Origin of the sequence: Roseateles sp. (genome assembly GCF_965229315.1) — a bacterium.
Lineage (GTDB): Bacteria > Pseudomonadota > Gammaproteobacteria > Burkholderiales > Burkholderiaceae_C > Pelomonas.
In genome coordinates this window covers 643,949-670,136 of record NZ_CBDDJA010000002.1, presented here as the reverse complement: position 1 = coordinate 670,136, position 26,188 = coordinate 643,949, and the positions used below count along the sequence as shown (strand labels likewise).

The following is a 26,188-nucleotide window of genomic DNA, read 5'->3' as shown; positions in this document are numbered from 1 at the left end:
CTCAGGCCCGGACGCGCGCCTGCTCGCGCAGCCGCAGCACGCGGCGCTGCACCTTGCCGGTGGTGGTCATGGGCAGCGCGGCGATGAACTCGATCTCCTTGGGGTACTCGTAAGGCGCCAGCCGCGCCTTGACGTGGGCCTGCAGCGCCGCGACGAGCGCCGCATCGCCCACGTGGCCGTCTGCCAGCACGACATAGGCCTTGACCAGCGCGCCGCGCTCGGCATCGGGCTTGGGCACCACGGCGGCATTGGCCACCGCCGCGTGCTTGAGCAGGCAGTTCTCGATCTCGCCCGGGCCGATGCGGTAGCCGGCGCTCTTGAAGACGTCGTCCGCGCGGCCCTCGTACCAGAGCGTGCCGTCGGCCTCCATGCGGGCGAGGTCGCCGGTGCGGCACCAGCTGTCGGCGGGGTCGCCGGTGAACTTGGCGCGCGTGGCCGCGTCGTTGGCCCAGTAGCCCAGGAAGAACACCGGGTCGGGCTCGCCGTGGCGGTCGCGTGCATGCACGGCCACTTCGCCGGTGTCGCCCGGCGCGCACTCGCGGCCCTCGTCGTCGATGACGGCCACGCGGTGGCCCGGGTAGGCGCGGCCCATGCTGCCCGGCTTGGCCGGCCACAGCGCCTGGCAGTTGCCGACGACGTAGTTGATCTCCGTCTGGCCGAACATCTCGTTGACGGGCACGCCCAGTGCGTCGCGGCACCAGCTGAACACCGCGTCGCCCACGGCCTCGCCGGCGCTCATCAGCGCGCGCAGCTTGAGGTCGTGGCGCCGGGGCCGAGGCTCGGCCTTCATCATGGCCTTCAGTGCCGTGGGGAACAGGAACGCGTGCGTGACGCCGTAGGTGGCCATCAGCTCGAAGGCCTTGGCCGCCGAAAAGCGGCCCTGCCACGCGACGATGGGCCGGCCGAAATACAGCGTGGGCAGCAGCGCGTCCATCAAGCCACCGGTCCAGGCCCAGTCGGCGGGGCTCCAGAAGACGGCGTCGGAGGGCTTCGTCGCGTCGAACGGGTCGAAGCCGAACCAGTCCTGGCTGGCGACGAAGCCCGTGAGGTTGCCCACCAGCGCCCGCTGCGGCAGCAGCGCGCCCTTGGGGTTGCCGGTGGTGCCGCTGGTGTAGATCAGGATGGCCGCATCGCCCGCCTTCGTGGCGACGGGCTTGAAGCGGGCTTCCTCGGCCTGCAGCGCCGCCATCCACGGCAGCTCGTCGCAATCGACCGGGCACTCGCCCACGACGAGGACGCGCCGCAGCGCCGGGCAGCGGGCCTTGACCTCGCGTAGCGCGGGCAGTGCCTCGCAGGCGGCGATGGCCAGCACGGCGCCGCTGTCCTGCAGGCGGAACTCCAGCGCCTCGGCGCCGAACAGCAGGGACAGCGGCATCGCCACCGCGCCGATCTGCTGAATGGCGATGTGGGCCACGGCCGTCTCGAAGCGCTGCGGCAGCACGATGGCGACGCGGTGGCCGCGGCGCACGCCCTGGGCCAGCAGCGCGTTGGACAGCCGATTGGCCGAGCGCTGCAGCTGCGCATAGCTGTAGGTCGCGCGGCAGCCGCTCTCGCTGTCGAAATGGATGGCCGCCGCATCGGGCGTGTCGCGCGCCCAGCGGCCGCAGCAGGCCTCGGCGATGTTGAAGTCCTCGGGCACGTGCCAGCGGAATGCGGCGTGCAGTTCCTCGTAGCGGTCTTCGACCATCGCGCGCCCTCGGCATCGGAAAGGCGCCGATCCTAGCCAGCGGCCCTGGCCGCGGACTCAGGGCTAGCCCGCAGAGGCGGCTTTCGGCAAGGCCGGGCTGTCGCAGACGTGACGCTCCAGCAAGGCCTCCGTGAATGCCCAGCTCTCTTGGTGCATGTTGCGCTGGTTGTAGTGCGTGCGCGTGAGCGCCACCACCGCGTCCAGCGCCGGCAGCATGACGATGTGGTTGCCGCCGTTACCGGACATCATCCAGCCGCTGAAACGGCCGCAGCGCAGCGCGTAGTCCCGCCGCCAGAACAGCTCGCCGTAGTCCACGCCGTAGGGCGTCTGGCGGTGCACGGTCAGCAGCGACGCGACCTGGGCCGGCGCGAGCACGGGCGGGCCGCCGTTCAGCAGCGTCTGCGCCAGTGTGGCCCAGTCGCGCGTGCGCAGGCGCAGGCCGCCGCCGGTCATGGTCTCGCCGGTGGGCGAGTGATGCCATTGCAGCCGGGTGATGCCCAGCGGCGTGAACAGCCGCTTCTGAGCCCAGGCCTCCAGCCCGCCCGGCACGCGGCGCTGCAGCAGCTGGCCCAGCAGGACGGTGCCGCCGGTGCAATAGGCCCAGGGGCCGCGCCCCTGCGCGTCGCGCTGGATGTCGCGCGTGGGCAGGTCCACGGCCCAGCGCAGCCAGCGCGGCTGCGGGTACATGGCCTCCTCGTTGCCGGGGCTGGCGTCCTGGTTGTCGTCGCAGTCCAGCGCGGAGGACATGGTCAGCAGGTCCTCCACCGTGATGGCCTGCTTGGCCGGGCCATCGTTCGCGATGGGGCGCTGGTCGGCGAAGGCCGCGAACACCGGGGTGTCGCGCTGGAGCAGGCCGTGCTGCACGGCAGCGGCCACGAGCATGGCGGTGACGGACTTGCCGGCCGAGCGCGTGTCGTGCAGCGTGGCGGCGTCGGCGCCGCGGGCGTACAACTCCACGATCACGCGGCCGCCGCGCTGCAGCAACACGCTGGTGCCGCCGGGCAAGGCCTCCAGTGCGGTTCGGTCGTCGGCCGGGGCGTCGGCAGCCTGGGTGCACAAGGGGATCAGCGCAAGGGCGAGAGCGGGCAGGTACTTCATGGCCGCATGCTCGCCGGCCATGGGGCGCGGGTCTAGAACGTTTTGAACCCGGCCAGCCAGGCGGCCGGCGTGCAGCGGTACTCGGCGCGGAACAGGCGCGTGAAATGGCTCTGGTCGGCGAAGCCGAGCTGGGCGGCGACATCCGCGATGGCCTGGCCGTCGCGCAGCCGCCGCGCCGCGCGGTTCAGCAGCGCACGGCGCTGCAACCGGCCCGGCGAGGTGCCGTAGTGGCGCCGGAAGGCGCGTGACAGCGACACCGGATGCACGCCGGCCGCAGCCGCCAGCGCCGCCAGCCGCAGCGGCTGCTCGCACTCGTCGACCAACTGCTCCATGCAGCGCCGCAGCCACGCCGGCTCGCGGGTCTCGCGCACCTCCTGCGGCGGCCGCGGCTGGCTCAGCGCGCAGAGCTGGCGGCAGCGATCCTCGACCTGCAGCAGACCGCCCAGGTCCAGCGCCACCGGCTGCAGCGCCAGGCCCTGGGCCATCTGCTGTGCCGCCGCCCCGAGGCAGCGTGCGCCGCCGTCCTGCAGCGCGAGATCGGCCGCCTGCTGCGCCGGCAGGCTCAGCGCGACAAAACGGCCCTGCGTGTCGACGAAGCGGTCCTGGTGCCGCGTGCCCGGCGGGTTCCACAGCGCGTCGCCCGGGCCGAGCAGTTCGCTCACGCCGCGCGCACTGCTGCGGTAGCGGCCCGCCAGCACGACGATGAAATGCCCGTCGTCATGCTCGTGCGGCGCCACCTCGTGCGCGGGCGTCTGCGCGCTCAGCCGCGCGAGGCTGAAGCCCGCCACGTCGCAGCGGGTGTCGAAGCGGCCGTAGAACTGCGCGTGCCGCAGCCGCATGGCCGGTCGGCTCAGAGGCCCAGCCAGGCCGAGGGCGACCACATGCTGGGCCGGTCGCCGTCGGCGTAGCGCTCCAGTGCGTCGCCGGTGAGGCGGCAGATGCGCCAGTCGGGCAGCACCTCGGCGCCCAGCTTCTCGTAGAAGCGGATGGCGTCCTCGTTCCAGCCCAGCACGGTCCAGTCCAGCCGGCCGTAGCCGCGTTCGCAGGCGAGCTGCGCCAGGTGCACGAGCAGCGTGCGGCCCAGGCCGCTGCGGCGGTGGGCGGGGCGCACGTACAGGTCTTCCAGGTACAGCCCCGGCTTGCCGAGGAAGGTGGAGAAGTTCGTGTAGAACAGCGCGAAGGCAACCACCTCGCCATCGACCTCGCCCAGCACGCACTCCGCCACCGGCGACTCGCCGAACAGGTGAGGCGCCAGGCTCTGCGGCGTGACTTCGAGCAGGTGGCTCAGGTGCTCGAACTCGGCAAGTTCGCCGATGAGCTGGACGATGGCGTGCAGGTCGCGCGGCTCGGCGGCGCGCAAGGTGGGGCGTGCGGACATCCGGCCATTGTGAGCGGATAAGCCGCCTCCCCTAAAGTGAGGTATGCCCGAGGTCTACACCCCATCTCGCGTCCACCGCGACGAATTCCTGCCGCTGCGCGGCCTGCGCCACCACATCCTGCGCTGGGGCACGCCCCGGACGGGCCGCCCCCCACTCGTGATGGTGCACGGCTGGATGGACGTGGGCGCGTCGTTCCAGTTCGTCGTCGATGCGCTGGCGGACGACCGCGAGGTCATCGCGCTGGACTGGCGCGGCTTCGGCCTGACGGCCAGCACCGGCGCCGACAGCTACTGGTTCCCCGACTACCTGGGCGACCTGGACGCGCTGCTGGACGTCGTCAGCCCCGGCGCGCCGGTGGACTTGGCCGGCCACAGCATGGGCGGCAACGTCGTGATGAGCTATGCCGGCGTACGCCCCGAGCGCATCCGCCGCCTGGTCAACCTCGAGGGCTTCGGCATGCCCGACGTGTGGCCCGCCGCCGCCCCGGAACGCCTGGCCAAGTGGCTGGACGAGCTGAAGGACCCGCCCACGCTGCGCCCCTACGCGTCACTGGCCGGCGTGGCCGAGCGGCTGAGGAAGACCAACCCACGGCTGCCCGCCGACAAGGCCGCGTGGCTGGCGCGGCACTGGTCGCGCGAAACCGCCGAAGGCTTCGTGCTGAACGCCGACCCGGCCCACAAGCTCGCCAACCCGATGCTCTACCGCAAGGCCGAGGTGATGGCCTGCTGGCAGCGCATCGCCGCGCCCACGCTGTGGGTGGAGGGCAGCGACGACCAGTTGACCCGCTTCTGGGGCTCGCGCTATCCGCGCGAGGACTTCGAAGGACGGCTGGCGCTGGTGCCGAATCTACGGAAGGCCGTGCTGCAGGACGCCGGCCACATGCTGCACCACGACCAGCCGCAAGCGCTGGCGGCCCTGCTGGAGCCTTTCCTGGCCTGACGACGCGTCAACGCGGCTCGCCGGCCTCGCGCTCCAGCTTGGCCATGCACCGCGCGTAGACGATGACGATGGCGCAGAAGGCCAGCAGCGCGCCCTGCGACGCCAACCAGAAGGCCAGCGGCCAGCCGAACACCTCCAGGCTGAGCTCGCGCGCGAAGAACACCGGCGCGAACGCGACGACCGCCCAGGCCAGCAGCAGCCAGGCGGTCAGCCGCCGCGTGCGGCGCCAATAGTCGTCACGGGGAGGCGGGGCAGTCATCGGCGCGATTCTGGCCCATGAGAAAATCCGCGTTTTTCCAAGAACAACGCGGCCCCTCATGGACATCGAACACATCAACCAAATCGGCAACTCGATTGCCGACCTCTCAGCGCGCACCGACGCGCTAAGGGGGTATCTTTGACTTCGACCGCAAGGCACTGCGCCTGAACGAGGTCAACGCCGCGCTGGAGAATCCCAAGGTCTGGGACGAACCCAAGCGCGCGCAGGAGCTGGGCAAGGAAAAGCGCACGCTGGAGGCCGTGGTCGAGACGATCACGATGCTGACCGGCTCGCTGGCCGACAACGCCGAGCTCTTCGAGATGAGCCGCGAGGAAGGCGACGAGGCCGGCATGCTGGCCATCGAGGCCGACGCGGCCAAGCTGCGCGAGAAGATCGAGGAGCTTGAGTTCCGCCGCATGTTCAACAACCCGGCCGACCCGAGCAACTGCTTCGTCGACATCCAGGCCGGCGCGGGCGGCACCGAGGCCTGCGACTGGGCCGGCATGCTGCTGCGCCAGTACCTGAAGTACTGCGAGCGCAAGGGCTTCAAGGCGACGATGGAAGACGAGACGCCGGGCGACGTGGCCGGCATCAAGAGCGCCACCATCAAGGTCGAGGGCGAGTACGCCTTCGGCCTGCTGCGCACCGAGACCGGCGTGCACCGCCTGGTGCGCAAGAGCCCGTTCGACAGCTCCGGCGGCCGCCACACGTCGTTCGCGTCGCTGTTCGTCTACCCCGAGGTGGACGACAGCATCGAGATCGACATCAACCCGGCCGACGTGCGCACCGACACCTTCCGCGCCAGCGGCGCCGGTGGCCAGCACATCAACAAGACCGACTCGGCGGTGCGCCTGACACACATCCCGACCGGCATCGTCGTGCAGTGCCAGGACGGCCGCAGCCAGCACAGCAACCGCGACGTGGCCTGGAAGCGCCTGCGCTCGCGCCTGTACGACCACGAGATGAAGAAGCGCATGGTCGAGCAACAGGCGCTGGAAGACACCAAGACAGACGTCGGCTGGGGCCACCAGATCCGCTCCTACGTGCTGGACCAGAGCCGCATCAAGGACCTGCGCACCAACTACGAGACCTCGGCGACGCAGAAGGTGCTGGACGGCGATCTCGACCCGTTCATCACCGAGTCGCTGAAGCAAGGCGTTTGATGACAGCGCGGCGCACCGCCGCGCCGTCCGGCCACCGGCCCGCCGCCGGCGGCCTCCCACCGAATCTCTCCCACAAGGAAGCCCCTCATGCGTGAAGGCACCGCCACCCTGATCCAACGCCTGGACTACCAGCAGCCGGCGTTCTGGATCCGCAAGGTCGACCTGAGCTTCGACCTCGACCCGGCCAAGACACTGGTGACCAGCAAGATGCAGGTCGAGCGCAACCGCGCCGTGCCGCGCGGCCCGCTGCGCCTGCACGGCGAAGCGCTGAACCTGCTGCGCGTGCTGATCGACGGCGCGAGCGTCTCCTTCCGCCAGGAGGGCGACGAGCTGGTCATCGAAGGCGCCCCAGACGCCGACTTCGCGCTCGAGATCCGCAACACCACCTGCCCCGAGAAGAACACCGCCCTGTCGGGCCTGTACACGTCGGGCGGCAGCTTCTTCACGCAGTGCGAGGCCGAGGGCTTCCGCCGCATCACCTATTTCCTGGACCGCCCGGACGTGATGGCCGTCTACACGGTCACGCTGCGCGCCGACAAGGCCCGCTTCCCCATCCTGCTGTCCAACGGCAACCTGACGAGCAGCGGCGACCTGGAGAACGGTCGCCACTTCGCCGTCTGGAACGACCCTTTCCCCAAGCCCAGCTACCTGTTCGCCGTCGTGGCCGGCGACCTGGTCGCGCGCGAGCAGCGCATTCGCACCCGCGCCGGCAAGGACCACCTGCTGCAGGTGTTCGTGCGCCGCGGCGACCTGGAGAAGACAGAGCACGCGATGAACAGCCTCATCGCCTCCATCGTCTGGGACGAGGCGCGCTTCAAGCTGCCACTGGACCTGGAACGCTTCATGGTCGTCGGCGTGTCCGACTTCAACATGGGCGCGATGGAAAACAAGGGCCTGAACATCTTCAACACGTCCGCCCTGCTCGCCTCGCCAGCCACGGCGACGGACGCGGACTTCGCGCGCATCGAGTCCATCGTCGCGCACGAGTACTTCCACAACTGGACCGGCAACCGCGTCACCTGCCGCGACTGGTTCCAGCTGTCGCTGAAGGAGGGCCTGACTGTCTTCCGCGACCAGGAGTTCTCAATGGACATGGCCGGCACGCCGAGCGCGCGCGCCGTGTGCCGCATCCAGGACGTGCGCCAGCTGCGCGCCATGCAGTTCCCCGAGGACAGCGGTGCGATGGCCCACCCGGTGCGCCCGGACAGCTACAGCGAGATCAACAACTTCTACACCGCCACGGTCTACGAGAAGGGCTCGGAAGTCGTCCGCATGTACCAGACGCTGGTCGGTCGCCAGGGCTTCGAGGCCGGCATGACGCTGTACTTCGAGCGCCACGACGGCCAGGCGGTGACCTGCGACGACTTCGCGCAGGCCATCGCCGATGCCAACCCCGGCTCGGACCTCAGCACGCGGCTGGACGCCTTCAAGCGCTGGTATTCACAGGCCGGCACGCCGCGCGTGACCGCACGCGGCGAGCACGACGGCGCCGCCCGCACCTTCACGCTGCGCTTCACGCAGCAGACGCCCGCCACGCCGGGCCAGGGTGACAAGCAGCCGCAGGTGATCCCCGTCGTCATGGGCCTGCTGGACCGCCATGGCGCGCCGCTCGCGCTGAACGCCAATGGCGACACCGAGCAGGTTTTGGTGCTGGACCAGGCCGAGCAGACAGTCGTCTTCGAGAACATCGACAGCGAGCCCGTGCCCTCGCTGCTGCGCGGCTTCTCGGCGCCCGTGGTGCTGGACGACGGCCTGTCGGACGCGGCGCTGCTGGTGCTGATGCGCCACGACAGCGACCCGTTCAACCGCTGGGAGGCCGGCCAGCGCCTGGCGCTGAACCGCATCCTGCATGCGCTGCGGGCTGAGCAGCCGCTGGTGTTGAGCCCGGTGTTCATCGATGCGATGCGCGGCCTGCTCAACGATGCGACGCTGGACCCCGCATTCAAGGAACTGGCGCTGACGCTGCCGGGCGAGAGCTACATCGCCGAGCAGCTCGACGTGGTCGACCCGCAGGCCATCCACGCTGCCGTGATGGCCGCCCAGACCCAGCTCGCCAGCGCCCTGCGCGACGACTGTGCCGCCGCCTTCGAGGCGCACCAGGTGCAGGGCGGCTACACGCCCGACCCGGTCTCCTGCGGCAAGCGTGCGCTGGCCAACCTGGCGCTGTCCATGCTGGTGCTGGACGCGCAGGCCAGCGGCGACACGGTGTGGCCCGGCAAGGCCTACCAGCGCTTCAAGGACGCCGGCAACATGACCGACCGCCTGGGCGCGCTCGCCGCGCTGGTCAACGCCAACGCCGAGCTGGCCGCGCCGGCCTTGCAGCGCTTCCACGCGCTGTTCAAGGACGACCCGCTGGTCATCGACAAGTGGTTTGCGCTGCAAGCCCGCGCGCCCGAGGCCGACGGCCGCGTGTTCGCCCGCGCCAAGGCGTTGACCAAGCATGCCGACTTCACGCTGAAGAACCCCAACCGGGCGCGCAGCCTGCTGGCGTCCCTGTGCATGTTCAACCCGGCCGCCTTCCACCGCGCCGACGCGGCCGGCTACGTGTTCTGGGCCGACCAGGTGCTGGCCATCGACGCGATCAACCCGCAGCTCGCCAGCCGTCTGGCCCGGGCGATGGACCGCTGGGCGCAACTGGCCGAGCCCTACCGCGCGGCCGCGCGCGAAGCGGTCGCCCGCGTGGCCGCGAAGGCGGACCTCTCGCCCGACGTGCGCGAGATCGTCGAGCGCGCGCTCGCCTCCGGGAACTGAACCATGGCACGCCAGACCAGCCTGACCCAGTACCTCGTCGAGCAGCAGCGCGAGCACGGCCACATCCCGCAGGAACTGCGCCTCTTGATCGAGGTCGTCGCCCGCGCCTGCAAGCGCATCGCCATCGCCGTCAACAAGGGCGCGCTCGGCGACGTGCTGGGCACTGCCGGCAGCGAGAACGTGCAGGGCGAGGTGCAGAAGAAGCTCGACATCATCGCCAACGAGGTGCTGATCGAGGCCAACGAATGGGGCGGCCACTTGGCCGCGATGGCCAGCGAGGAGATGGACGGCATCTACGTCGTGCCCAACCGCTACCCGCAGGGCGAGTACCTGCTGCTGTTCGACCCGCTGGACGGCTCCAGCAACATCGACGTGAACGTGTCCATCGGCACCATCTTCAGCGTGCTGCGCAAGGTGGGCCACTCGCGCGGCGTGAGCGAAGACGACTTCCTGCAGCCCGGCAAGCAGCAGGCGGCGGCCGGCTACTGCGTCTACGGCCCGCAGAGCATGCTGGTGCTGACGGTGGGCGACGGCGTGGCCGTGTTCACGCTGGACCGGGAGACCGGCTCCTGGGTGCTGACGCAGGACCAGGTCAGGATTCCCGAGGACACGAAGGAATTCGCGATCAACATGTCCAACATGCGCCACTGGGCGCCGCCGGTGAAGCGCTACATCGACGACTGCCTGGCCGGCACCACCGGCCCACGCGCCAAGGACTTCAACATGCGCTGGGTGGCCAGCATGGTGGCCGACGTGCACCGCATCATGACCCGCGGCGGCGTCTTCATGTACCCCTGGGACCAGCGCGAGCCCGACAAGCCCGGCAAGCTGCGCCTGCTGTACGAGGCCAACCCGATGGCCTTCCTCGTCGAGCAGGCCGGCGGCGCGGCGACCAACGGCACCGAGCGCATCATGGACCTGAAGCCCACCAAGCTGCACGAACGCGTGGCCGTCGCGCTGGGCTCTAAAAACGAGGTCGAGCGCATCGCCCGCTACCACGCCGAAGAAGCTCAAAAATAGTGGCTATAATGGTGGGCTTGACGCAAACGTCAGTGCCGGCATAGCTCAGTTGGTAGAGCAGCGCATTCGTAATGCGAAGGTCGGGGGTTCGACTCCTCTTGCCGGCACCAAGAATCCATACGCAAAGCCCAGCCTCACCCGCTGGGCTTTCGTTTTGCCGGGCTCATGGTGAGCGGGGCGCCACGCTCGTCATGTCGACGAAGTGCTCGTCGCCGCCCACCACGGCCAGGCCCAGCCGCTCGTAGAGGCGGATGGCGCCTTCATTGCGCCTGAAGCAGGACAGGGTCAGCACCGAGCCGCTGCTGGCGGCATCGGCGAGCAACTGGCGAACGACGGCGGTGCCGATGCCCAGGCCCTGGAAGTCCGCGCTGACCAGGATCAGCGACAGGTGCAGGGAACCGGGGCGCTGCCTCAGTGCCAGGCAGCCGGCCACGAGATCGTCCAGGCGCACGAGCTGAAGGCATTCCGCAGGGTAGTTGCGGGCGACGCGGGCCCGCTGGCATGCCTCGTTCCAGCCGAAAACGGGCTCGACGTAAGGCCGCAGCAGTTGGGCATAAAGCCGGAACAGCGCGTCGGCGGCCACTGCGCCTTCGGAAAAGGGCGTCAGGCTGATGTCGAGTGACGTGGACATTCGATGAACAGCACCATGAGGCAAACTGCGTGGCAAGCCCGCCAGGCCGAATCCGACCCAGCCGCCATCGTGACACAACCCACACGCACAGCGTTAGCAGCGCCCGCAGACGCTGCGGCGCGCCGCCGGCTGCTGCGGTGGACGCTGGGCGCCTGCACCGCGCTGGCCGGCGTGGCTCACGCCCAGGACCCCGCCACGCGCCGTCCCTGGCCCGCGCGCCGTCCCACGCCGCGCGTGGATGTGCCTGGGCTGCGCCTGGCTGACCTGACGGGCCGCGTGGTGTTGCTGAACTTCTGGGCCACCTGGTGCGAGCCGTGCCGCAGCGAGATGCCCTCGCTGCAAACCCTTGCGCAGCGGCTGGCGCCCGAGGGCCTGAGCGTCGTGGCGGTGAACTTCAAGGAAGCCGAAGCCGCGATCCAGCGCTTCACGCAAGCCTCGCCGCTGAGCCTGCCAGTGGCGCGCGACCCCGACGGCGACGTTGCAAAATCGTTTGCTGTCAACATCTTCCCGACGACCGTGGCCATTGCACGCAACGGCCGCGCCGCGTTCAGCGTCGTCGGTGCGGTGGACTGGACCGGCGATCCCGCCTACCGTTGGGTCGCCGACCTGCTCGCGCAACGCCACAAGTAACTGCATCTTCTCGTCAAGGAACCCGCCCATGAGCTCACTGAACCGCCGCCGTCTCCTGCAGTCGACCGCCCTGCTGGCCGGGGCTTCGCCGCTGGCCTTCTCCAGCCCGGCGCTTGCGCAGGAGCGCCGCTTCGAGCCCAAGCCCGAAGGCTGGCGCACGTTCGAGGTGACGACCACGGTGACGCTCAAGGACCCCAAGGGCGCCGCCACCGTTTGGCTGCCGGTGCCGTCGCTGGACACGCCCTGGCAGCGCACGCAGGACACGGCCTGGTCGGCCAGCAGCGGCGGCGAACTGCAACTCGCCGCCGACGGCGACACAGGTGCTCGCGTGCTGGTGGGCCGCTTCGGTGCCGATGCATCGCAGCCCACCATCGTGCTGACCAACCGCGTGCAGACGCAGAACCGTGCCGTCGACTGGAGCGCCAGGCCGGTCGGTCCAGCGCCCGACCCGGCCGACCTGCACCGCTGGATCGAGCCCAGCACGCTGATCACCACCGACGGCATCGTCAAGAAGGTCGCCAACCAGATCGTCTCGGGCGCGCGCACCGACCGCGAGAAGGTGCAGCGGATCTACGACTGGGTCGTCGTCAGCACCTACCGCGAACCCAAGGTGCGCGGCTGCGGCGTGGGGGACATCAAGACCATGCTGGAGACGAACAACCTCAGCGGCAAGTGCGCCGACATCAACGCGCTGTTCGTGGGCCTGTGCCGCGCCGCGGGCATTCCGGCGCGCGACATCTACGGCGTGCGCCTGGTGCCCAGCGCCTTCGGCTACAAGGAGCTGGGCGGCAACCCGGCCAGCCTGAAGGGCGCGCAGCACTGCCGCGCGGAGGTCTACCTGAAAGGCAGCGGCTGGGTGGCCATGGACCCGGCCGACGTGACCAAGGTGATGCGCCAGGAAACGGCGGAGTGGATCAAGGACGCCGGCCATCCCATCGTCGTGCCGGTGCGCAAGGCCTTGTTCGGCAGTTGGGAGGGCAACTGGATGGGCTACAACAGCGCCAGCGACGTGAAGCTGCCGGGGTCCAGGCAGGCCAAGCTGGGCTTCTTCATGTACCCGCAGGCCGAAACCGGCGGCGCGGCGCGCGACCCCTATGACCCGGATTCGTTCGCGTACCAGATCACCGCCCGCGAGATCAAGGCCTGACGGTCCGCGATGAGCAGCACGTCGCCACGCATGCCCACGCCGCGCCAGGCTCGCCCCGGCGCGGCGCTCGCGCTGGCTGCGTTCGCGACGCTGCTGGCTTCCACCTGCTGCGTGCTGCCGCTGGTGCTGGTGATCCTGGGGCTGTCCGGCGCCTGGATCAGCCGCATGCACGTGCTGGAGCCCTACGCGCCCGCGCTGATCGCCGTGGCGATCGCGTCGCTGGGCCTGGCGGCGTGGCAGATCTTTCGCACTTCCGCACAAGCCGGCGACGCCTGCAATGCCGATGGCTCCCCCTGCCGCGTGGTGCAGTCGTCGGCCAGGCGCTGGTTCTGGCTGGTGGCGTCGCTGGCGCTCGTGCCCATCGTGCTGCCGCTGCTGGCACCCTGGTTCTACTGAAGAAAGGCGGCATGCCATGAAGGCTCTCACCGCACTCCTGGGCCTGGCCCTGTTGTCGAACGCCGGCGGCGCGCTCGCCGCCACCCGCACAGTCACGCTGACCGTGCCCACGATGGACTGCGCCACCTGCCCCGTCACCATCCGCGTGGCGCTGCTCAAGGTACCGGGCGTCAGCCAGGCCAAGGTCAGCTACGAGCGCCGCGAGGCGCGGGTGGTGTTCGACGATGCGAAGACGGACGTGGCCGCGCTGACGCGCGCCACCGACAGCGCGGGCTACCCCTCCTTCCTGGCCGACAAGCAGTAGCAGGATGCGCGGTGGGGATGTGCGGTGGGTTGGCGACGACGTCGCAGTGTTTGCGGCATCGGCGCACCGAAAGCCCCCCGATTGCGCCCTGCGCACACCGTTCGTTGCCCTATGAAACATCTCACCCTCCTTGTGTTGCCGGTGCTGGCCGCCTGCGCGCTCCAGACACCATCGTCCACGCCGCCAGCCACCGGTTTGCAACAAGCCTGGGTGCAGGCCGCTGCCGGCCCGAGCTGGGTCGTGCGCACACTCACCGCGGACGCGAGCTGCCCCACGCTGCGCTGGGCAGGCGGCAGCGCTTCCATGCAACAGCGCAGCGCGCCCGGCCTTGAGCCGCCGCCGTCCGGCAACAAGGAACCGCAGCGCAAGGCCACCACCTTCACGCTGAGCGCCTGCGAGGCGCCATGGCCCACGCTGCCGGCCGGTGTGAGCAGCGTTCAGGTCGGCGACCTTGCCTTGCAGGCCCCTGCGGCCGAGCCACGCCGCATCGTCGTCATCGGCGACACCGGCTGCCGCCTGAAGGCGTCTGACCACGCCTACCAGGGCTGCAACGACGCGCTGGACTGGCCCTTCCTGCGCGTGCTGGCCCGCGCGCTGGCGCTCAAGCCCGACCTGGTCGTCCATGTCGGCGACTACCACTACCGTGAGAGCCCCTGCCCCGCGGGCATGGCCGTCTGCGCCGGCAGCCCCTGGGGCTATGGCGACGACACCTGGCAGGCCGACTTCTTCCAGCCGGCCAAGGCGCTGCTGGCGGCCGCCCCCTGGGTGTTCGTGCGCGGCAACCACGAGGCCTGCAGCCGCGCGGGCCAGGGCTGGCTGCGCTACCTGGACGCCGAGACCGGCCCGGCGCGGGCCTGCACGCCGGCCGCACCGGGCGACGTCAGCGACGGCGACTTCACGGCGCCGTTCGCCGTGCCGCTGTCGCCGCGCAGCCAGCTCATCGTCTTCGACTCGGCCGAGATCGGCAGCCGCACGCCGCGCCGGGATTCACCCGCCTGGACGCGCTGGCGCCAGCAGCTGGACCGCGTCGCCGAGCTGTCGGCGCGCAGCACGCAGAGCATCTTCGTCAGCCACCACCCCAGTCTCGCCTTCAGCCCGACGCCGGACGGGTCGCCCAGCACCGCCCGCTCCGGCCTGACGCCGCTGCTGCAGGACACCGAGCCGCAGCGCCTGTTCCCGGCGGGCGTGCAGGCGACCGTGCATGGCCACATCCACATGCACCAGGCGCTGGGTTTCTCGAGCAATCACCCGATCACACTGGTCATCGGCAACGGCGGCTCTGCGGCGTCGGGCCACGTGGACGCCGCTGCGGCGCTGACGGCGGAGCTGGTGCCGGGCGCGCGGCTGGAGACGGTGCAGGCCCATACCGAGTTCGGCCTGTCGCTGCTGACGGCCACGCCCGCGGGTTGGCAACTGCAGGCCTTCAACGCGCTGGGACAGCCGCTGTCGACCTGCACGCTCGCGGGCCAGACGCTGCGGTGCTGAACCAGACAAGCACATACACCTCGTCACCGCTGAAGCAACCCTGACCTATGGCACCCGGCAGGCCTGTAGGACGACAGGTAACGCTCGCGCATTCCATCACTTCGGCACCGGTTTGAAGGGTTACTGGCGGGTAAATCGGCCCGCCAGGGCAGGCCCCTTCGCTACACTCGGCCCACCTGTCAAGCTGTTTCGACGGGATCCACATTGATAGAGGACTCGCCTTCATGAGCTCCAAGTTGAAAGTCGCCGGTTGGGTTGCGCTGGGTGCCGTGGCTGGCGCCCTCACCACGATGCAGCTCCAGGCCAATGCGCGCAGCAGCCTGTCGCCGCTGCCGCTGGACGAGATGCAGCAACTGGCTGCCGTGTTCGGGCTGGTGAAGGCCGAGTACGTCGAACCCGTCGACGAGAAGAAGCTGATCAACGACGCGATCTCCGGCATGGTGTCTGGCCTGGACCCGCACTCGCAGTTCTTTGACAAGAAGACGTTCAAGGAATTCCGTGAAGGCACGACCGGCAAGTTCGTCGGCGTGGGCATCGAGATCGGCATGGAAGACGGCCTGGTCAAGATCGTCTCGCCCATCGAAGGCTCGCCCGCCTTCCGCGCCGGCCTGAAGAGCGGCGACCTGATCAGCCGCATCGACGACACGGCCGTGCGCGGCCTGACGCTGGACCAGGCCGTCAAGAAGATGCGCGGCGAGCCGGCCACCAAGGTCAGCCTGAGCATCTACCGCAAGGCCGAGAACCGCACCTTCCCGGTGACCATCACCCGCGAGGAGATCAAGGTCCAGAGCGTGCGTGCCAAGGTCATGGAGCCGGGCTACGCCTGGATCCGCGTCAGCCAGTTCCAGGACCGCACCATCGACGACTTCGCCAAGAAGCTCGAAGAGATCTACAAGCAGGAGCCCAACCTGAAGGGCCTGGTGCTGGACCTGCGCAACGACCCGGGCGGCCTGCTCGAAGGCGCCGTGGCGCTGTCGGCGGCCTTCCTGCCGCGCGACGTCGAAGTCGTGTCCACCAACGGCCAGATTCCCGAGTCCAAGGCCAGCTACAAGGCCAGCCCCGACGACTACCGCCGCCGTGGCGGTGACGACCCGCTGAAGCGCCTGCCCGCCGCGCTGAAGAGCGTGCCGCTGGTCGTGCTGGTCAACGAAGGCTCGGCCAGCGCCAGCGAGATCGTCGCCGGCGCGCTGCAGGACCACCACCGTGCGACGGTCATGGGCGCCCAGACCTTCGGCAAGGGCTCAGTGCAGACCGTGCGCCAGCTCGGCCCGGAAAGCGCATTGAAGATCACCACGGCCCGCTACTACACGCCCAGCGGCCGCTCCATCCAGGCCAAGGGCATCGTGCCCGACGTGATGCTGGACGAAACCGCCGAGGGCAACGTCTTTGCCGCGCTGCGCATGCGCGAGGCCGACCTTGAGAAGCATCTGAACAACGGCCCCGAGGACGACGCCGCCCGTCAGAAGGCCCGCGAGGAAGCCCGCACCAAGCTGGAAGCCGAGTTCGCGAAGCGCGCCGAGCCGCCCAAGCCGCTGCCCGAGTTCGGCACAGCGGAAGACTTCCCGCTGGTCCAGGCCCTGAACAAGCTCAAGGGCCAGCCGGTGATGGCGTCGAAGACGGCGTTGGAGCGGAAGGCGGAGGCGAAGACGGGCGAGTGATCGCACGTTCGCTTTAGATGATGACGGGCTCCTTGTGGGGCCCGTTTCTTTTTCGGGCTCGGTACTCTGGCTCAGCGCCTGCTGTGGTGCCGGGAGTTCGCCCCGGCGGGCGACCTACTTTCTTGTGCGCACAAGAAAGTAGGCAAAGAAAGCGCCCCCGATCCGCCCGGCCCTTTGCTTCGCAGCGGGCTGCCCTGCGCTGCTCAGGTCTTGAGGCCCCGCGAAGAACTCGCGCCGCTACGCTCTGCTCAAACACCTTCGCGAAGTCAGTTCTTGAAGCGCGCTCCGCGCGCGGCCTCAAGACCCTCCGCTGCTCGGCGGGTTACTAGGGGGTGGTGCAAATACCTCGCGGCGAACGGCTTTTGGGTTTGGCTGTTGGGGAACTCCCCCTTAAAAACCGCCGAGCAGCGCAGAACGGCGAGGCGTGCGCGCAGCGCACTTCAAGAACTGACTCCGCACCACTGTTTGAGCGAAGCGAGTTGGGTGCGGGCCTCGTCGTTCGAGCAGCGCAGGGAACCCCGACAGGGGCGGTTTTTTCGGGGCGTCTTTCTTGGTTACTTCTTTGGACGCCCAAAGAAGTAACTCGCCCGCGGGGGCGAGTCCCCGCACCACATTCGCCAATGGGCCAGAGGAACTTAGACGCCCCAAGAAGCCTGCGACGTGCCCCTCATCCCTTCCCGTACAACACCATCTGCGTGCACCGGAACAGCGCCACCGTCTTCCCCGAGTCCTTGTTCGTGACCACCGCATCCCACACCTGCGTCGTCTTGCCCAGGTGCACCGCCTTGGCCACGCAGGCAATCGTGCCCTCGCGCGCCGTGCCCAGGTGGTTGGACTTCAGCTCGACGGTCGTGAAACCCACCGCGCCTTCCGGCAGGCTGGTCACGCAGCCGTAGCCCGCGCACGTGTCCGCGAGCGTGACCACGCTGCCCGCATGCAGGAAGCCGTTCGGCGCCATCAGCTCCGCACGCACCGGCAGCTCGGCATGGATCTCTCCCTCGCCGGCATGCGTGATGACGATGCCCAGGTAACCGGGCAGGTTGGGGGCACCGAACTGGTTGAGCTGGGCGGCATCGGGCATGGCGGTGATTTCCTCGTGTGGATTTTCAGACCATCGTAGTTGGCCATGAAAAAGGCCGGCATGAAGCCGGCCTTGTGCGTCAACGCCTGACGCGATCAGGTGCGCGTCATCGTCGCCTTCAGCATGCCGTTGAGCATCTCCAGCGTCTCGGCCAGGTGGGCCTTGGTTTCGATGGACAGCCCTGGCTTGGCAGAAGCCACACGCAGGTCGCTGGCGAGCTGGTTGGCGTGGTAGCGGGCCATCGAGAAGGCGTCGGCATACACCGTCGCGCCGTTGGCCGAGCGGTTGAGCTGCGCCTGCAGCCGGCGCAGGTACTCGCGCTGCAGGCTGCGGCGCATGCGGTCGATCTCCCCGCCGGTCTTGAGCTCGCTGAAGATCGCGCCCTGCAGCGTGCCGTACACCTCGCTCAGCGACACGGCGCCCTTGCGCTGAGCCTCGGGCAGATAGCTGCTCTGCTCGATCAGGCGGCGCGCCGTGTTGGGCGACATCAAACGATCCAGCACACGGCCCTGCAGCGCGGCGACGTAGTCAGGCACGGCCAGGGGCAGGCCACGGTCCCACTCGTTGTAGTCCACCGTCTGCAGCGTCAGGAACTCGGGCGAGAACTTGAACGAGTTGCTCGACAACAGGCCGCTGGCAATGAAGCGCAGGGCCTCGCGCTGCTGCGCGTTGTCCACCGGCTTGAAGGCCTGGCCAGGCGTGACGCCCGGCACGATGCGCTCGGCATAGATGCCGCCCACGTACTTGCTGATGTTGTTGGCCGTCATGCTGAGCTGACGGAAGGACTCGAACACCGAGCGGCGGTTGCGCAGCGGGTCTTCGCCCACCTCGGGCGTGCGGGCCTGCACACGATCCCACAGTTCCTGGCTGAGCTTGAGGCGCTTCTTGGCGTAGGCCAGCGGATCGTCGCCGAGGTCGCGCTGGTTGGTGCGCGGGTCGAAGCCGTCGTAGACGCCGCCCACGCCCTGGTCGAAGTCGTCGCCGTAAGCCAGCAGCGGATCGGTGGAACGCGCGGCGATCTTTGCCAGCTCGGCCGCTTCCTGGTCTGCAGCGATGGGCTTGTACGCGTACTCGATGGCCCAGTAGTCGTAGGCACCCAGCGCGGTGTTGGTGAGGCTGGCCTTGGGCTCGCCCTTGAGCGGCAGGTTGTAGGCGTTGTAGTCCATCACCGAGTTGGAGATGCCGTGCGCCTCGGTGTACGCCTTGTCCCTGAGCTGCGCCTGCGTGACCGTCGTGGACGAGCGGAAGTTGTGCTTCAGGCCCAGCGTGTGGCCGACCTCGTGCATCACCACGTCCTTGATGACGGCCTGTGCCAGCGCCTCGGCCTCGGGGCCGTTCATGTCCATGCCCTCGGCCCCACCCCGCAGCGCCAGCAGGTCCAGCGCGAAGCCGAACTCGGAGGCCTGGTCGGCCATGTAGGTGCACTGCTGCTCGATGGCCGTGTTGTGGGTGCGCTCGCCGGTCCAGCTGCTGAACGCGTTCTGGCCCGGCTGGCCGCCGGGCAGCACGTCGTCCGCCGCCAGGCGGCGCGAGCCGCGGCCGAAGACGTCGCTCATGCCGATGTCGGCGTCCAGGATTTCGCCGGTGCGCGGGTCCTTGTTGCTCGGGCCGATGGCGAAGCCCACGTCGGCACCGGTGAACCAGCGGACGGACGCATGCGTGGAGTCCATGTTGTCCCAGTCGGCGTCGTCCGGCTGCTGCTTGGCCTGCACGGCGTCCTTGAAGCCGATCTTCTCGAAGGCCTTGTTCCATTCCAGGATGCCGGCCTGCACCGACGCGCGGTACTTCTCGGGGATGTTCTTGTCCATCCAGTAGACGATGGGCTGCACCGGCTCGGACAGCGCGGCGCTCGGGTCCTTCTTTTCCAGGCGCCAGCGGGCGATCATGTGCACGCGCGGGTTGGCCTTCAGGTCGTCACCGAGGTTGCTGTAGGTCTCGGAGAAATGGCCCAGGCGCGCGTCGGCATGGCGCACGGCGGCGGGCTGCTCGGGCAGCGCGCGCAGGCTGTAGACGAAGCTGAAGAACATCGAGCGCGGGTCCGGCGTCGCCTGAGGCGGCGACGGCATCGGCACCGGCGCGGGCACCAGCGGCGGCGCGGGGATGCGCGGCGTCGCGAAGTGCACGCGGGCGGTCAGCGTGGAGATCTGCGCGTCGGCGCGTGTGGCCTCGATGAAGGAGTTGGACCGGTCCGGCGCGAACGGCAGCCGGTAGGCGGCCTCCAGCCGCGTGGAGTAGCCGGGGATGTCGCCCAGCAGCATGCCGGCATCCACCAGCACGGACTTGCGGTCGGGGTGGTCCGCGCTCGCCACGCCGCTGGAAGCGATCAGGCTGGGCGAGAACGCCTGCTCGATCGCCAGCTTGCTGGAGGCGTTGCTGGAGCGGAACTTGGTGTTCAGCGCGATCAGCTGCACGTGGTTGCCGATGCGGCGCCACTCGGCCAGCTCGTCGCCCAGCATCTGGCTGGCGTACAGGCCCCGCTCACCCACGGCGTTGGCGACGTTGACGCTGAACAGGAAGGGCTTGTTGAACGCCTCCTTCGGGATCTCGATCCAGACCTTCTCGTCCTTGCGCCAGATCGGGAACAGCCCCGGCTGCTCCTTGGCGCCCTTGATGACGTCGGCGAAGGGCTTGGGCGCGGTGGGGTCGGGGGCGCCCGGGCGGGTGGGCGCGGGCGCCGGCGCGAACGCGGCCGTGCCTGCGGCTGACGCGGCGCCTGCCGGTGCCGGTGCGGTCTGGGCCTGCGCCAGCATGGACAGGGCGAGCAGCGCAGCAGTGGCAAGCGCCGTACGGGACATCGGGATCATCATGGGTGTCCGGAGGAAACGAGGAAAAGCCGGCACTGTGGCGGGCGGCGACACTGGCGTCAATCCGAGCCCTCCCCCGTCGTGGGGGCACACAACTTCACGGAAAAACTTCCGGCATGGCCCTGACCCATCTGCTTTACCTGCATGGCTTTCGTTCCTCCCCTGCATCGGCCAAGGCCCGGCGCATGGCCGCCTGGGCGGCTGAACAGCGCGGCCTGACGTTCGCGTGCCCGCAATTGCCGCCCTCGCCGCTGGCGGCAATGGCCCTGGTTGCAGGCATCGTGGCGGACTGGCCCGCCGGCGGCTCGGCCGTCGTCGGCAGCTCGCTGGGCGGCTTCTACGCCACGTCGCTGGCCGAGCAGCCGGCCCACCGCGGCTGGCGCGTGGCCGTGCTGAACCCGGCGGTGGACCCGGCGCGCGACCTGTCGCGCCACATCGGCGAACTGACGGCGTGGCACGACCCCGGGCTCAAGTTCGACTTCACTGCCGGGCACGTCGCCGAGTTGGCTGCGCTGACGCCGCCCGCGCGCCTGAGCCGGCCGCTGCGCTACTACGCCCTCATCGCCAAGGGCGACGAGCTGCTGGACTGGCGCGAGATGCTGGCCCGTTATGCGGGCTGTGACGGCGAGGTGATCGACGGCAGCGACCACGGCCTGACCGACTTCGAGGACCACCTGCCCGGTCTTGCGAAACACCTGCTGGCGTAAGGCGACAATCGCCGCCTATGTTTGCGCTGTTTGATGACGCCGGAAAATTCCTCGCCGGCCGTGTGATGTCCGAGGCCGATGCCTCGCTGCAGGTGGAGCTGGACTCCGGCAAGCGAGTCAAGGTCAAGTCTGCCAATGTGCTGCTGAAGTTCGAGCAACCGGCGCCCGCCGTGCTGCTGAGCCAGGCACGCACGTTGGCCGACGACATCGACCTGGACCTGGCCTGGGAGTTCGCGCCCGAGGGCGAGTTCGGCTTTGCCGACCTGGCCCGCGACTATTTCGACGCCAAGGCCGGCACCGTGCAGCAGGCCGCCGCACTGTTCCGCCTGTACGACGCGCCGCACTACTTCCGCCGCGCCGGCAAGGGCCAGTTCAAGAAGGCGCCCGAGGAGACGGTGAAGGCCGCGCTGCTGGGCATCGAGCGCAAGCGCCAGCAGGCGTTGCAGATCGAGTCCTGGGCCGAAGACCTGGCGAAAGGCACCTGCCCGCAGCCCATCCGGGACCAGATCTACAAGATCCTCTTCAAGCCCGACAAGAACGGCCCGGAATACAAGGCCGTCGTGGAGGCCAGCAAGCGCTCGCACAAGGCGCCGCTGGACCTGCTGCAGCAGGCCGGCGCGATCACCAGCGCCTACCAGTTCCACTGGAAGCGCTTCCTGTTCGAGAACTTCCCCAAGGGCACGGGCTTCCCCGCGCTGACGGCGCCGGAGATCAAGGACGAGCTGGCGTTGTCCACCGCGCAGGCCTTCTCCATCGACGACTCGCAGACCACCGAGATCGACGACGCGCTGTCGGTGCAGGGCCTGGGCACCGGCACGGTCACCTTCGGCGTGCACATCGCCGCGCCCGGCCTGGCCATCACGCCGGACTCGGCCGTCGACAAGGTCGCCCGCGAGCGGCTGTCCACCGTCTACATGCCGGGCTGGAAGCTGACCATGCTGCCCGACGATGTCGTGCAGGCCTACACGCTGATCGAGGGCCGCGACTGCCCGGCCGTCTCCATCTACTTCACGATGGACGAGGCGACGTTCGAGATCAAGTCGCGGGAGACGAAGCTGGAGCGCGTGCACATCGCCGCCAACCTGCGCCACGACAAGCTCGACGGCATCGTCACCGACGCCACGCTGTCGGGCAGCGCCACGGCCGACTACGCGTTCGCGCCCGAACTCGCCTTCACCTGGCGGCTGGCCAAGCATCTCAAGGCCCAGCGCGAGGTGGTGCGCGGCAAGCCGGAGAACTTCAACCGGCCCGACTACAACTTCCGCCTCGCCGGCGAGCGCTCGGAAGCGCCCAACGGCACCGAATCGGTCGAGATCGGCGTGCGCGCCCGCGGTTCGTCACTGGACCTGATCGTGGCCGAGGCCATGATCCTGGCCAACTCCGCCTGGGGCGGCTGGCTGGCCGAGCTGGGCCTGCCCGGCATCTACCGCAGCCAGGCGAGCCTGGCGCCCGGCATCAAGGTGCGCATGGGCGTGAAGGCGCTGCCGCACGCCGGCATGGGCGTGGCGCAGTACACCTGGGCGACGTCCCCTTTGCGCCGCTACGTCGATTTGGTGAACCAGTGGCAGATCATTGCCTGCGCCCGCCACGGCAAGACGGCTGCGCTCGTCGCGCCGTTCAAGCCCAAGGACGCGCAGCTGTTCTCCATCATCTCGGGCTTCGAGTCCGCCTACATGGCCTACAACGGTTTCCAGAACGGCATCGAGCGCTTCTGGACGCTGCGCTGGCTGCAGCAGAACGGCCTAGCCGATCACGGCGAGCTGACCGCGACCGTCATGAAGGACGGCCTGGTGCGCGCCGACGACCTGCCGCTGGTCTTCAAGGCGCTGGGCTGCGACGCCTTGCCGCGCGGCAGCCACGTGAAGGTGCGCATCACCGGGCTGGACGAGATGACGCTGGACGTGCACGCCTCGCTGGTCGAGCGGCTGGACGAGACGGCGTCTGCCGAGGAGCCGGAAGGCGACGACGAGGAACTGGCTGCCGCCGCGGCGCCGCTGACGCTGGCCATCGACCTGAACGACGGCATCGGCGAAGCCGAGCCGACCGAGGCGACGGTCCAGGGCTGACATGCGCGCGCTGAGCACGCTGCAGATCGCGCTGGCGTTCTCCGTCGGCGTGCATGTGTCGCTGCTCAGCCTGCGCGTGGCCGCGCCCGAGGCGTTCAACCGCATCTTCCAGGACACGCCGCTGGAGGTGGTGCTGGTCAACACCCGCTCCAGCGAAGCGCCCACCAAGGCCCAGGCGCTGGCGCAGGCCAACCTGGCAGGCGGCAGCAACCAGGAGACGGGGCGTGCCACGTCGCCACTGCCGCCCGCACGCCGCAGCGAGGTGGGCGACGCCGCCGAGGTGCAGCACACGCAGATCGCGCAGTTGCAGGAGCAGCAGCAGCAACTGCTGACCCAGGTGCGCCGCGAACTGGCACTGCTGCCGCCGCCCGACCCTCGCCGCGAGAAGACCGACCCCACCGAGCGCGCCCAGGCCGAGAAGCGCCGCCAGCTGGTGGACCTGCTCGCCGAGATCGAGAAGCGCGTCAACGACGAGAGCGCGCGGCCGCGCAAGCGCTACATCAGCCCGGCCACGCGCGAGGTGGTCTACGCGCAGTACTACGACCAGCTGCGCCGCCGCATCGAGGAGCGCGGCACGCGCGACTTCCCCGAGTCGCGCGGCCAGAAGCTGTACGGTGAACTGACGATGAACATCCACATCGACCACAAGGGCCGCGTCATCGAGACCGAGATCGTCGCCACCAGCGGCAACGCCACGCTGGACCGCCGCGCCATCGCCATCGTGCAGGCGGCCTCGCCGTTCGGCAACTTCAGCCGCGACATGCTGCGCGGCGCCGAGGTGCTGGTCATCACGTCGCGCTTCAAGTTCACGCGCGACGAAGGGCTGGAAACCACGTTGACAGGACAGCCATGACGGACCGATATGCCGTGGTGGGCAATCCGGTCGAGCACAGCCGCTCGCCGGCCATCCACGCGATGTTTGCCGCGCAGACCGGCCAGGCCCTGACCTACGAGCGCCTGCTGGCGCCGCTGGACGGCTTCGAGGTCGCATTGCGCTCGTTCGCGGCGTCAGGCGCGAAGGGCTGCAACATCACCGTGCCGTTCAAGTTCGACGCCTTCGCGCTGGCCACCGAGCACACCGAGCGCGCGACGCGCGCGGCCGCCGTCAACACGCTGCGCTTCGACAAAGGCGGCTGGGTGGGCGACAACACCGACGGCGCCGGCCTCGTCAACGACGTCCAGCGCAACGCACGCCGCCCGCTGGCCGGCCTGCGCGTGCTGCTGGTCGGCGCCGGCGGCGCGGCGGCCGGCGTGCTGGGCAGCCTGATCGCGGCCAGCCCCGCCGGCATCACCGTCGTGAACCGCACGCTGGACAAGGCGCAGGCGCTGGTCGACAGCCATGCGGACCTGGGCGTCCCGCTGACAGCCACGACGCTGGCCGACGCACCCGCCGCGCAGGACATCGTCGTCAACGCGACCAGCACCAGCCTGGCGGGCCTGGCGTCGCCGGTGAACCCCCGCGTGCTGAAGCCGGGCAGCCTGGCGCTGGACATGATGTACGGCCCCAAGGCGCAAGGCTTCCTGGACTGGGCCGCCGCCCACGGCGCCGAGCCCCGCGACGGCCTGGGCATGCTGGTCGAGCAGGCGGCCGAAGCCTTCTTCTTGTGGCGCGGCGTGCGGCCGGACACGGCACCGGTGCTCGCCGCGCTCAGGAGCACGCTGTGATGCGCCACGCCATCCGCCTCGTCGCCGTGCTGGTGCTGGCCGTGCTGTGCCTGCAGCTCTGGTTCGCCGGCCGCATCCTGCTGATGCGCTGGGTCGCGCCGCAGTCCACCAGCTTCCAGCGCAGCGAGGCGCTGCGCCTGCTGAAGGAGAAGCAGCAGGTGGCCTGGGCGCAGCAATGGGTGGATGACGATCAACTGCCCAGGACGCTGAAGCGCGCCGTCATCGCCAGCGAGGACGACACCTTCGCCCAGCACGGCGGCGTGGACTGGGACGCGCTCAAGGGCGCCTGGAAGAAGAACGAGAAGGCGCAGGCCCGTGCGCAGGCGCGCGGCAAGAGCGTGGCCAAGGTCATCGGCGGCTCCACCATCACGCAACAGCTGGCCAAGAACCTGTTCCTGTCCGGCGAGCGCACGCTGCTGCGCAAGGGCCAGGAGCTCGCCATCACGCTGACGCTGGAGGCGCTGCTGAGCAAGGACCGCATCCTGGAGATCTACCTGAACAGCGTGGAATGGGGCGAGGGCCTGTTCGGCGCACAGGCGGCGGCGCGGCACTACTTCCACACCGATGCCGCACGGCTGGGCACCTTCGAGGCGGCGCGGCTGGCGGTGATGCTGCCGGCACCCAAGCGCTTCGAGCGCCAGCCGGCGTCGCCCTACGTCATCGGCCGGGCGGGCCTCATCGTGGGGCGCATGACCGGCGCGCAGCTGCCATGAGCGAGCAAGGGACCGCGGCTGAAATCGCCGCGATGGCGGCACGCCTGATCGTCGACGAGGGCATGGACTGGGGCCCCGCCAAGCAGCGCGCCGCCCGCGACCTGGGCGCGCCGCGCGCCGCGCTGCCCGGCAACGACGAGGTGGAGGACGCGGTGCGCGAGCACATCGCCATCTTCCACGCCGACACGCAGCCGGGCGAACTGCGCGCGCTGCGTGAGCTGGCCGCCGAGTGGATGGCGCGGCTGGCGGAGTTCCGCCCGCACCTGACCGGCGCCGTCTGGCGCGGCACCGCCACACGGTTGTCCAACGTGCACCTGCAGCTCTATTGCGACGACAGCAAGGCCACCGAGATCGAGTTGCTGAACCGCGGGCTGGACTTCGACGTGGCAGAGACGCCCGGCCCGAAAAGCGCCCGAGGCGGCCGGGCGCGGTCGGTGGACATGCTGATCCTGGACGTCCCCTGCCCCGCGCTGCAGGAGCGGGTGACGTTGTGCCTCACCATCCTGGACTTCGACGACCTGCGCGGCGCGCTCAAGCCCGATGCGCGCGGCCACACCGAGCGCGGCGACCTGGCCGCTTTGCAACATCTGTTGGATACCCCCTAA

24 protein-coding genes and 1 tRNA gene are annotated in these 26,188 nt (G+C 69.6%); 17 read left to right on the top strand and 8 right to left on the bottom strand.

Features of this window, described 5'->3' with window-relative positions; all coding sequences use genetic code 11:
• Position 1: 1 nt before the first annotated feature.
• From ACO07H_RS07880 to ACO07H_RS07865, 4 genes are all read right to left on the bottom strand, one after another.
• Positions 2 to 1,687 (bottom strand): acyl-CoA synthetase, encoded by a 1,686-nt coding sequence (locus tag ACO07H_RS07880; protein ID WP_422012842.1) that lies wholly within the window; start codon positions 1,685 to 1,687, stop codon positions 2 to 4.
• 63 nt (positions 1,688 to 1,750) lie between these two features.
• Positions 1,751 to 2,785, bottom strand: coding sequence for a serine hydrolase domain-containing protein (locus ACO07H_RS07875; RefSeq protein WP_422012840.1), 1,035 nt, complete (start codon positions 2,783 to 2,785; stop codon positions 1,751 to 1,753).
• A gap of 32 nt (positions 2,786 to 2,817) precedes the next feature.
• Positions 2,818 to 3,624, bottom strand: a complete 807-nt coding sequence (locus tag ACO07H_RS07870; RefSeq protein WP_422012838.1) for an AraC family transcriptional regulator — start codon at positions 3,622 to 3,624, stop codon at positions 2,818 to 2,820.
• 11 nt (positions 3,625 to 3,635) lie between these two features.
• Positions 3,636 to 4,163: a GNAT family N-acetyltransferase gene (locus ACO07H_RS07865; protein WP_422012836.1), complete on the bottom strand. Its 528-nt coding sequence runs from the start codon at positions 4,161 to 4,163 to the stop codon at positions 3,636 to 3,638.
• Between the two features lie 43 nt (positions 4,164 to 4,206).
• Here ACO07H_RS07865 and ACO07H_RS07860 point away from each other — a divergent pair, with 43 nt between their 5' ends.
• Positions 4,207 to 5,103, top strand: a complete 897-nt coding sequence (locus ACO07H_RS07860) for an alpha/beta fold hydrolase (RefSeq protein ID WP_422012834.1) — start codon at positions 4,207 to 4,209, stop codon at positions 5,101 to 5,103.
• Positions 5,104 to 5,110: 7 nt separating this feature from the next.
• Here the strand turns inward: ACO07H_RS07860 and ACO07H_RS07855 are convergent, their stop codons facing one another.
• Positions 5,111 to 5,362: a DUF4212 domain-containing protein gene (locus tag ACO07H_RS07855; protein WP_422012832.1), complete on the bottom strand. Its 252-nt coding sequence runs from the start codon at positions 5,360 to 5,362 to the stop codon at positions 5,111 to 5,113.
• 58 nt (positions 5,363 to 5,420) lie between these two features.
• Here ACO07H_RS07855 and prfB point away from each other — a divergent pair.
• The 4 genes from prfB to ACO07H_RS07835 all read left to right on the top strand — a co-directional run bounded on the left by prfB (position 5,421) and on the right by ACO07H_RS07835 (position 10,406).
• Positions 5,421 to 6,525 (top strand): peptide chain release factor 2 gene (prfB, locus tag ACO07H_RS07850; RefSeq protein WP_422012830.1). Its coding sequence is split into 2 segments (ribosomal slippage): positions 5,421 to 5,501 and positions 5,503 to 6,525, totalling 1,104 coding nucleotides; the frame shifts between segments, so codons are not numbered across the junction.
• Positions 6,526 to 6,612: 87 nt separating this feature from the next.
• The gene (gene pepN / locus ACO07H_RS07845; protein WP_422012828.1) at positions 6,613 to 9,276 is read left to right on the top strand and encodes an aminopeptidase N; all 2,664 of its coding nucleotides are present in this window, start codon (positions 6,613 to 6,615) and stop codon (positions 9,274 to 9,276) included.
• A gap of 3 nt (positions 9,277 to 9,279) precedes the next feature.
• Positions 9,280 to 10,296, top strand: a complete 1,017-nt coding sequence (locus tag ACO07H_RS07840; protein ID WP_422012826.1) for a class 1 fructose-bisphosphatase — start codon at positions 9,280 to 9,282, stop codon at positions 10,294 to 10,296.
• 34 nt (positions 10,297 to 10,330) lie between these two features.
• Positions 10,331 to 10,406: transfer RNA gene (locus tag ACO07H_RS07835), tRNA-Thr, on the top strand.
• Positions 10,407 to 10,459: 53 nt separating this feature from the next.
• Here the strand turns inward: ACO07H_RS07835 and ACO07H_RS07830 are convergent.
• A complete protein-coding gene (locus ACO07H_RS07830) occupies positions 10,460 to 10,927 on the bottom strand; it encodes a GNAT family N-acetyltransferase (RefSeq protein WP_422012825.1) in 468 nt (155 codons plus the stop codon).
• Between the two features lie 15 nt (positions 10,928 to 10,942).
• Between ACO07H_RS07830 and ACO07H_RS07825 the strand changes: the two genes are divergently transcribed.
• The 6 genes from ACO07H_RS07825 to ACO07H_RS07800 all read left to right on the top strand — a co-directional run bounded on the left by ACO07H_RS07825 (position 10,943) and on the right by ACO07H_RS07800 (position 16,547).
• The gene (locus ACO07H_RS07825) at positions 10,943 to 11,557 is read left to right on the top strand and encodes a TlpA family protein disulfide reductase (RefSeq protein ID WP_422012823.1); all 615 of its coding nucleotides are present in this window, start codon (positions 10,943 to 10,945) and stop codon (positions 11,555 to 11,557) included.
• A 28-nt stretch (positions 11,558 to 11,585) separates the two neighbouring features.
• Positions 11,586 to 12,704 carry a transglutaminase-like domain-containing protein gene (locus ACO07H_RS07820; protein WP_422012821.1) on the top strand — a complete coding sequence of 373 codons (1,119 nt, stop codon included), beginning with the start codon at positions 11,586 to 11,588 and terminating at the stop codon, positions 12,702 to 12,704.
• A 9-nt stretch (positions 12,705 to 12,713) separates the two neighbouring features.
• On the top strand, positions 12,714 to 13,100 hold the full coding sequence (locus tag ACO07H_RS07815; RefSeq protein ID WP_422012819.1) for a mercuric transporter MerT family protein: 387 nt from the start codon (positions 12,714 to 12,716) through the stop codon (positions 13,098 to 13,100).
• A gap of 16 nt (positions 13,101 to 13,116) precedes the next feature.
• Positions 13,117 to 13,404 carry a mercury resistance system periplasmic binding protein MerP gene (gene merP / locus ACO07H_RS07810; protein WP_422012817.1) on the top strand — a complete coding sequence of 96 codons (288 nt, stop codon included), beginning with the start codon at positions 13,117 to 13,119 and terminating at the stop codon, positions 13,402 to 13,404.
• 111 nt (positions 13,405 to 13,515) lie between these two features.
• Positions 13,516 to 14,889 (top strand): metallophosphoesterase family protein, encoded by a 1,374-nt coding sequence (locus tag ACO07H_RS07805; RefSeq protein ID WP_422012815.1) that lies wholly within the window; start codon positions 13,516 to 13,518, stop codon positions 14,887 to 14,889.
• A 224-nt stretch (positions 14,890 to 15,113) separates the two neighbouring features.
• Positions 15,114 to 16,547, top strand: a complete 1,434-nt coding sequence (locus tag ACO07H_RS07800; protein WP_422012813.1) for a S41 family peptidase — start codon at positions 15,114 to 15,116, stop codon at positions 16,545 to 16,547.
• Positions 16,548 to 17,214: 667 nt separating this feature from the next.
• Here the strand turns inward: ACO07H_RS07800 and ACO07H_RS07795 are convergent.
• Entirely contained in the window at positions 17,215 to 17,628 is a 414-nt protein-coding gene (locus ACO07H_RS07795) for a PaaI family thioesterase (protein ID WP_422012812.1), read from the bottom strand.
• 95 nt (positions 17,629 to 17,723) lie between these two features.
• On the bottom strand, positions 17,724 to 20,423 hold the full coding sequence (locus tag ACO07H_RS07790) for a zinc-dependent metalloprotease (protein WP_422012810.1): 2,700 nt from the start codon (positions 20,421 to 20,423) through the stop codon (positions 17,724 to 17,726).
• Between the two features lie 125 nt (positions 20,424 to 20,548).
• Here ACO07H_RS07790 and ACO07H_RS07785 point away from each other — a divergent pair, with 125 nt between their 5' ends.
• Genes ACO07H_RS07785 through ACO07H_RS07760 form a run of 6 tightly spaced genes read left to right on the top strand, consistent with a single transcriptional unit; the run spans position 20,549 to position 26,188 of the window.
• On the top strand, positions 20,549 to 21,139 hold the full coding sequence (locus ACO07H_RS07785; protein ID WP_422012809.1) for a YqiA/YcfP family alpha/beta fold hydrolase: 591 nt from the start codon (positions 20,549 to 20,551) through the stop codon (positions 21,137 to 21,139).
• Between the two features lie 17 nt (positions 21,140 to 21,156).
• Entirely contained in the window at positions 21,157 to 23,205 is a 2,049-nt protein-coding gene (locus tag ACO07H_RS07780; protein WP_422012807.1) for a ribonuclease catalytic domain-containing protein, read from the top strand.
• 1 nt (position 23,206) lies between these two features.
• Entirely contained in the window at positions 23,207 to 24,058 is an 852-nt protein-coding gene (locus ACO07H_RS07775; RefSeq protein ID WP_422012805.1) for an energy transducer TonB, read from the top strand.
• Positions 24,055 to 24,870 (top strand): shikimate dehydrogenase, encoded by an 816-nt coding sequence (gene aroE / locus ACO07H_RS07770; RefSeq protein WP_422012804.1) that lies wholly within the window; start codon positions 24,055 to 24,057, stop codon positions 24,868 to 24,870. Before ACO07H_RS07775 ends, aroE begins: the two co-directional genes overlap by 4 nt.
• Positions 24,870 to 25,583 carry a monofunctional biosynthetic peptidoglycan transglycosylase gene (mtgA, locus tag ACO07H_RS07765; RefSeq protein ID WP_422012803.1) on the top strand — a complete coding sequence of 238 codons (714 nt, stop codon included), beginning with the start codon at positions 24,870 to 24,872 and terminating at the stop codon, positions 25,581 to 25,583. The genes aroE and mtgA overlap by 1 nt, the downstream gene beginning before the upstream one ends.
• A complete protein-coding gene (locus tag ACO07H_RS07760) occupies positions 25,580 to 26,188 on the top strand; it encodes a hypothetical protein (RefSeq protein WP_422012802.1) in 609 nt (202 codons plus the stop codon). Before mtgA ends, ACO07H_RS07760 begins: the two co-directional genes overlap by 4 nt.

Coding starts and splice junctions, on each gene's coding strand:
- ACO07H_RS07880 (WP_422012842.1), bottom strand. CDS start 1,687: ATGGTCGAAGACCGCTACGAGGAACTGCACGCCGCATTCCGCTGGCAC.
- ACO07H_RS07875 (WP_422012840.1), bottom strand. CDS start 2,785: ATGAAGTACCTGCCCGCTCTCGCCCTTGCGCTGATCCCCTTGTGCACC.
- ACO07H_RS07870 (WP_422012838.1), bottom strand. CDS start 3,624: ATGCGGCTGCGGCACGCGCAGTTCTACGGCCGCTTCGACACCCGCTGC.
- ACO07H_RS07865 (WP_422012836.1), bottom strand. CDS start 4,163: ATGTCCGCACGCCCCACCTTGCGCGCCGCCGAGCCGCGCGACCTGCAC.
- ACO07H_RS07860 (WP_422012834.1), top strand. CDS start 4,207: ATGCCCGAGGTCTACACCCCATCTCGCGTCCACCGCGACGAATTCCTG.
- ACO07H_RS07855 (WP_422012832.1), bottom strand. CDS start 5,362: ATGACTGCCCCGCCTCCCCGTGACGACTATTGGCGCCGCACGCGGCGG.
- pepN (WP_422012828.1), top strand. CDS start 6,613: ATGCGTGAAGGCACCGCCACCCTGATCCAACGCCTGGACTACCAGCAG.
- ACO07H_RS07840 (WP_422012826.1), top strand. CDS start 9,280: ATGGCACGCCAGACCAGCCTGACCCAGTACCTCGTCGAGCAGCAGCGC.
- ACO07H_RS07830 (WP_422012825.1), bottom strand. CDS start 10,927: ATGTCCACGTCACTCGACATCAGCCTGACGCCCTTTTCCGAAGGCGCA.
- ACO07H_RS07825 (WP_422012823.1), top strand. CDS start 10,943: ATGAGGCAAACTGCGTGGCAAGCCCGCCAGGCCGAATCCGACCCAGCC.
- ACO07H_RS07820 (WP_422012821.1), top strand. CDS start 11,586: ATGAGCTCACTGAACCGCCGCCGTCTCCTGCAGTCGACCGCCCTGCTG.
- ACO07H_RS07815 (WP_422012819.1), top strand. CDS start 12,714: ATGAGCAGCACGTCGCCACGCATGCCCACGCCGCGCCAGGCTCGCCCC.
- merP (WP_422012817.1), top strand. CDS start 13,117: ATGAAGGCTCTCACCGCACTCCTGGGCCTGGCCCTGTTGTCGAACGCC.
- ACO07H_RS07805 (WP_422012815.1), top strand. CDS start 13,516: ATGAAACATCTCACCCTCCTTGTGTTGCCGGTGCTGGCCGCCTGCGCG.
- ACO07H_RS07800 (WP_422012813.1), top strand. CDS start 15,114: ATGAGCTCCAAGTTGAAAGTCGCCGGTTGGGTTGCGCTGGGTGCCGTG.
- ACO07H_RS07795 (WP_422012812.1), bottom strand. CDS start 17,628: ATGCCCGATGCCGCCCAGCTCAACCAGTTCGGTGCCCCCAACCTGCCC.
- ACO07H_RS07790 (WP_422012810.1), bottom strand. CDS start 20,423: ATGTCCCGTACGGCGCTTGCCACTGCTGCGCTGCTCGCCCTGTCCATG.
- ACO07H_RS07785 (WP_422012809.1), top strand. CDS start 20,549: ATGGCCCTGACCCATCTGCTTTACCTGCATGGCTTTCGTTCCTCCCCT.
- ACO07H_RS07780 (WP_422012807.1), top strand. CDS start 21,157: ATGTTTGCGCTGTTTGATGACGCCGGAAAATTCCTCGCCGGCCGTGTG.
- ACO07H_RS07775 (WP_422012805.1), top strand. CDS start 23,207: ATGCGCGCGCTGAGCACGCTGCAGATCGCGCTGGCGTTCTCCGTCGGC.
- aroE (WP_422012804.1), top strand. CDS start 24,055: ATGACGGACCGATATGCCGTGGTGGGCAATCCGGTCGAGCACAGCCGC.
- mtgA (WP_422012803.1), top strand. CDS start 24,870: ATGCGCCACGCCATCCGCCTCGTCGCCGTGCTGGTGCTGGCCGTGCTG.
- ACO07H_RS07760 (WP_422012802.1), top strand. CDS start 25,580: ATGAGCGAGCAAGGGACCGCGGCTGAAATCGCCGCGATGGCGGCACGC.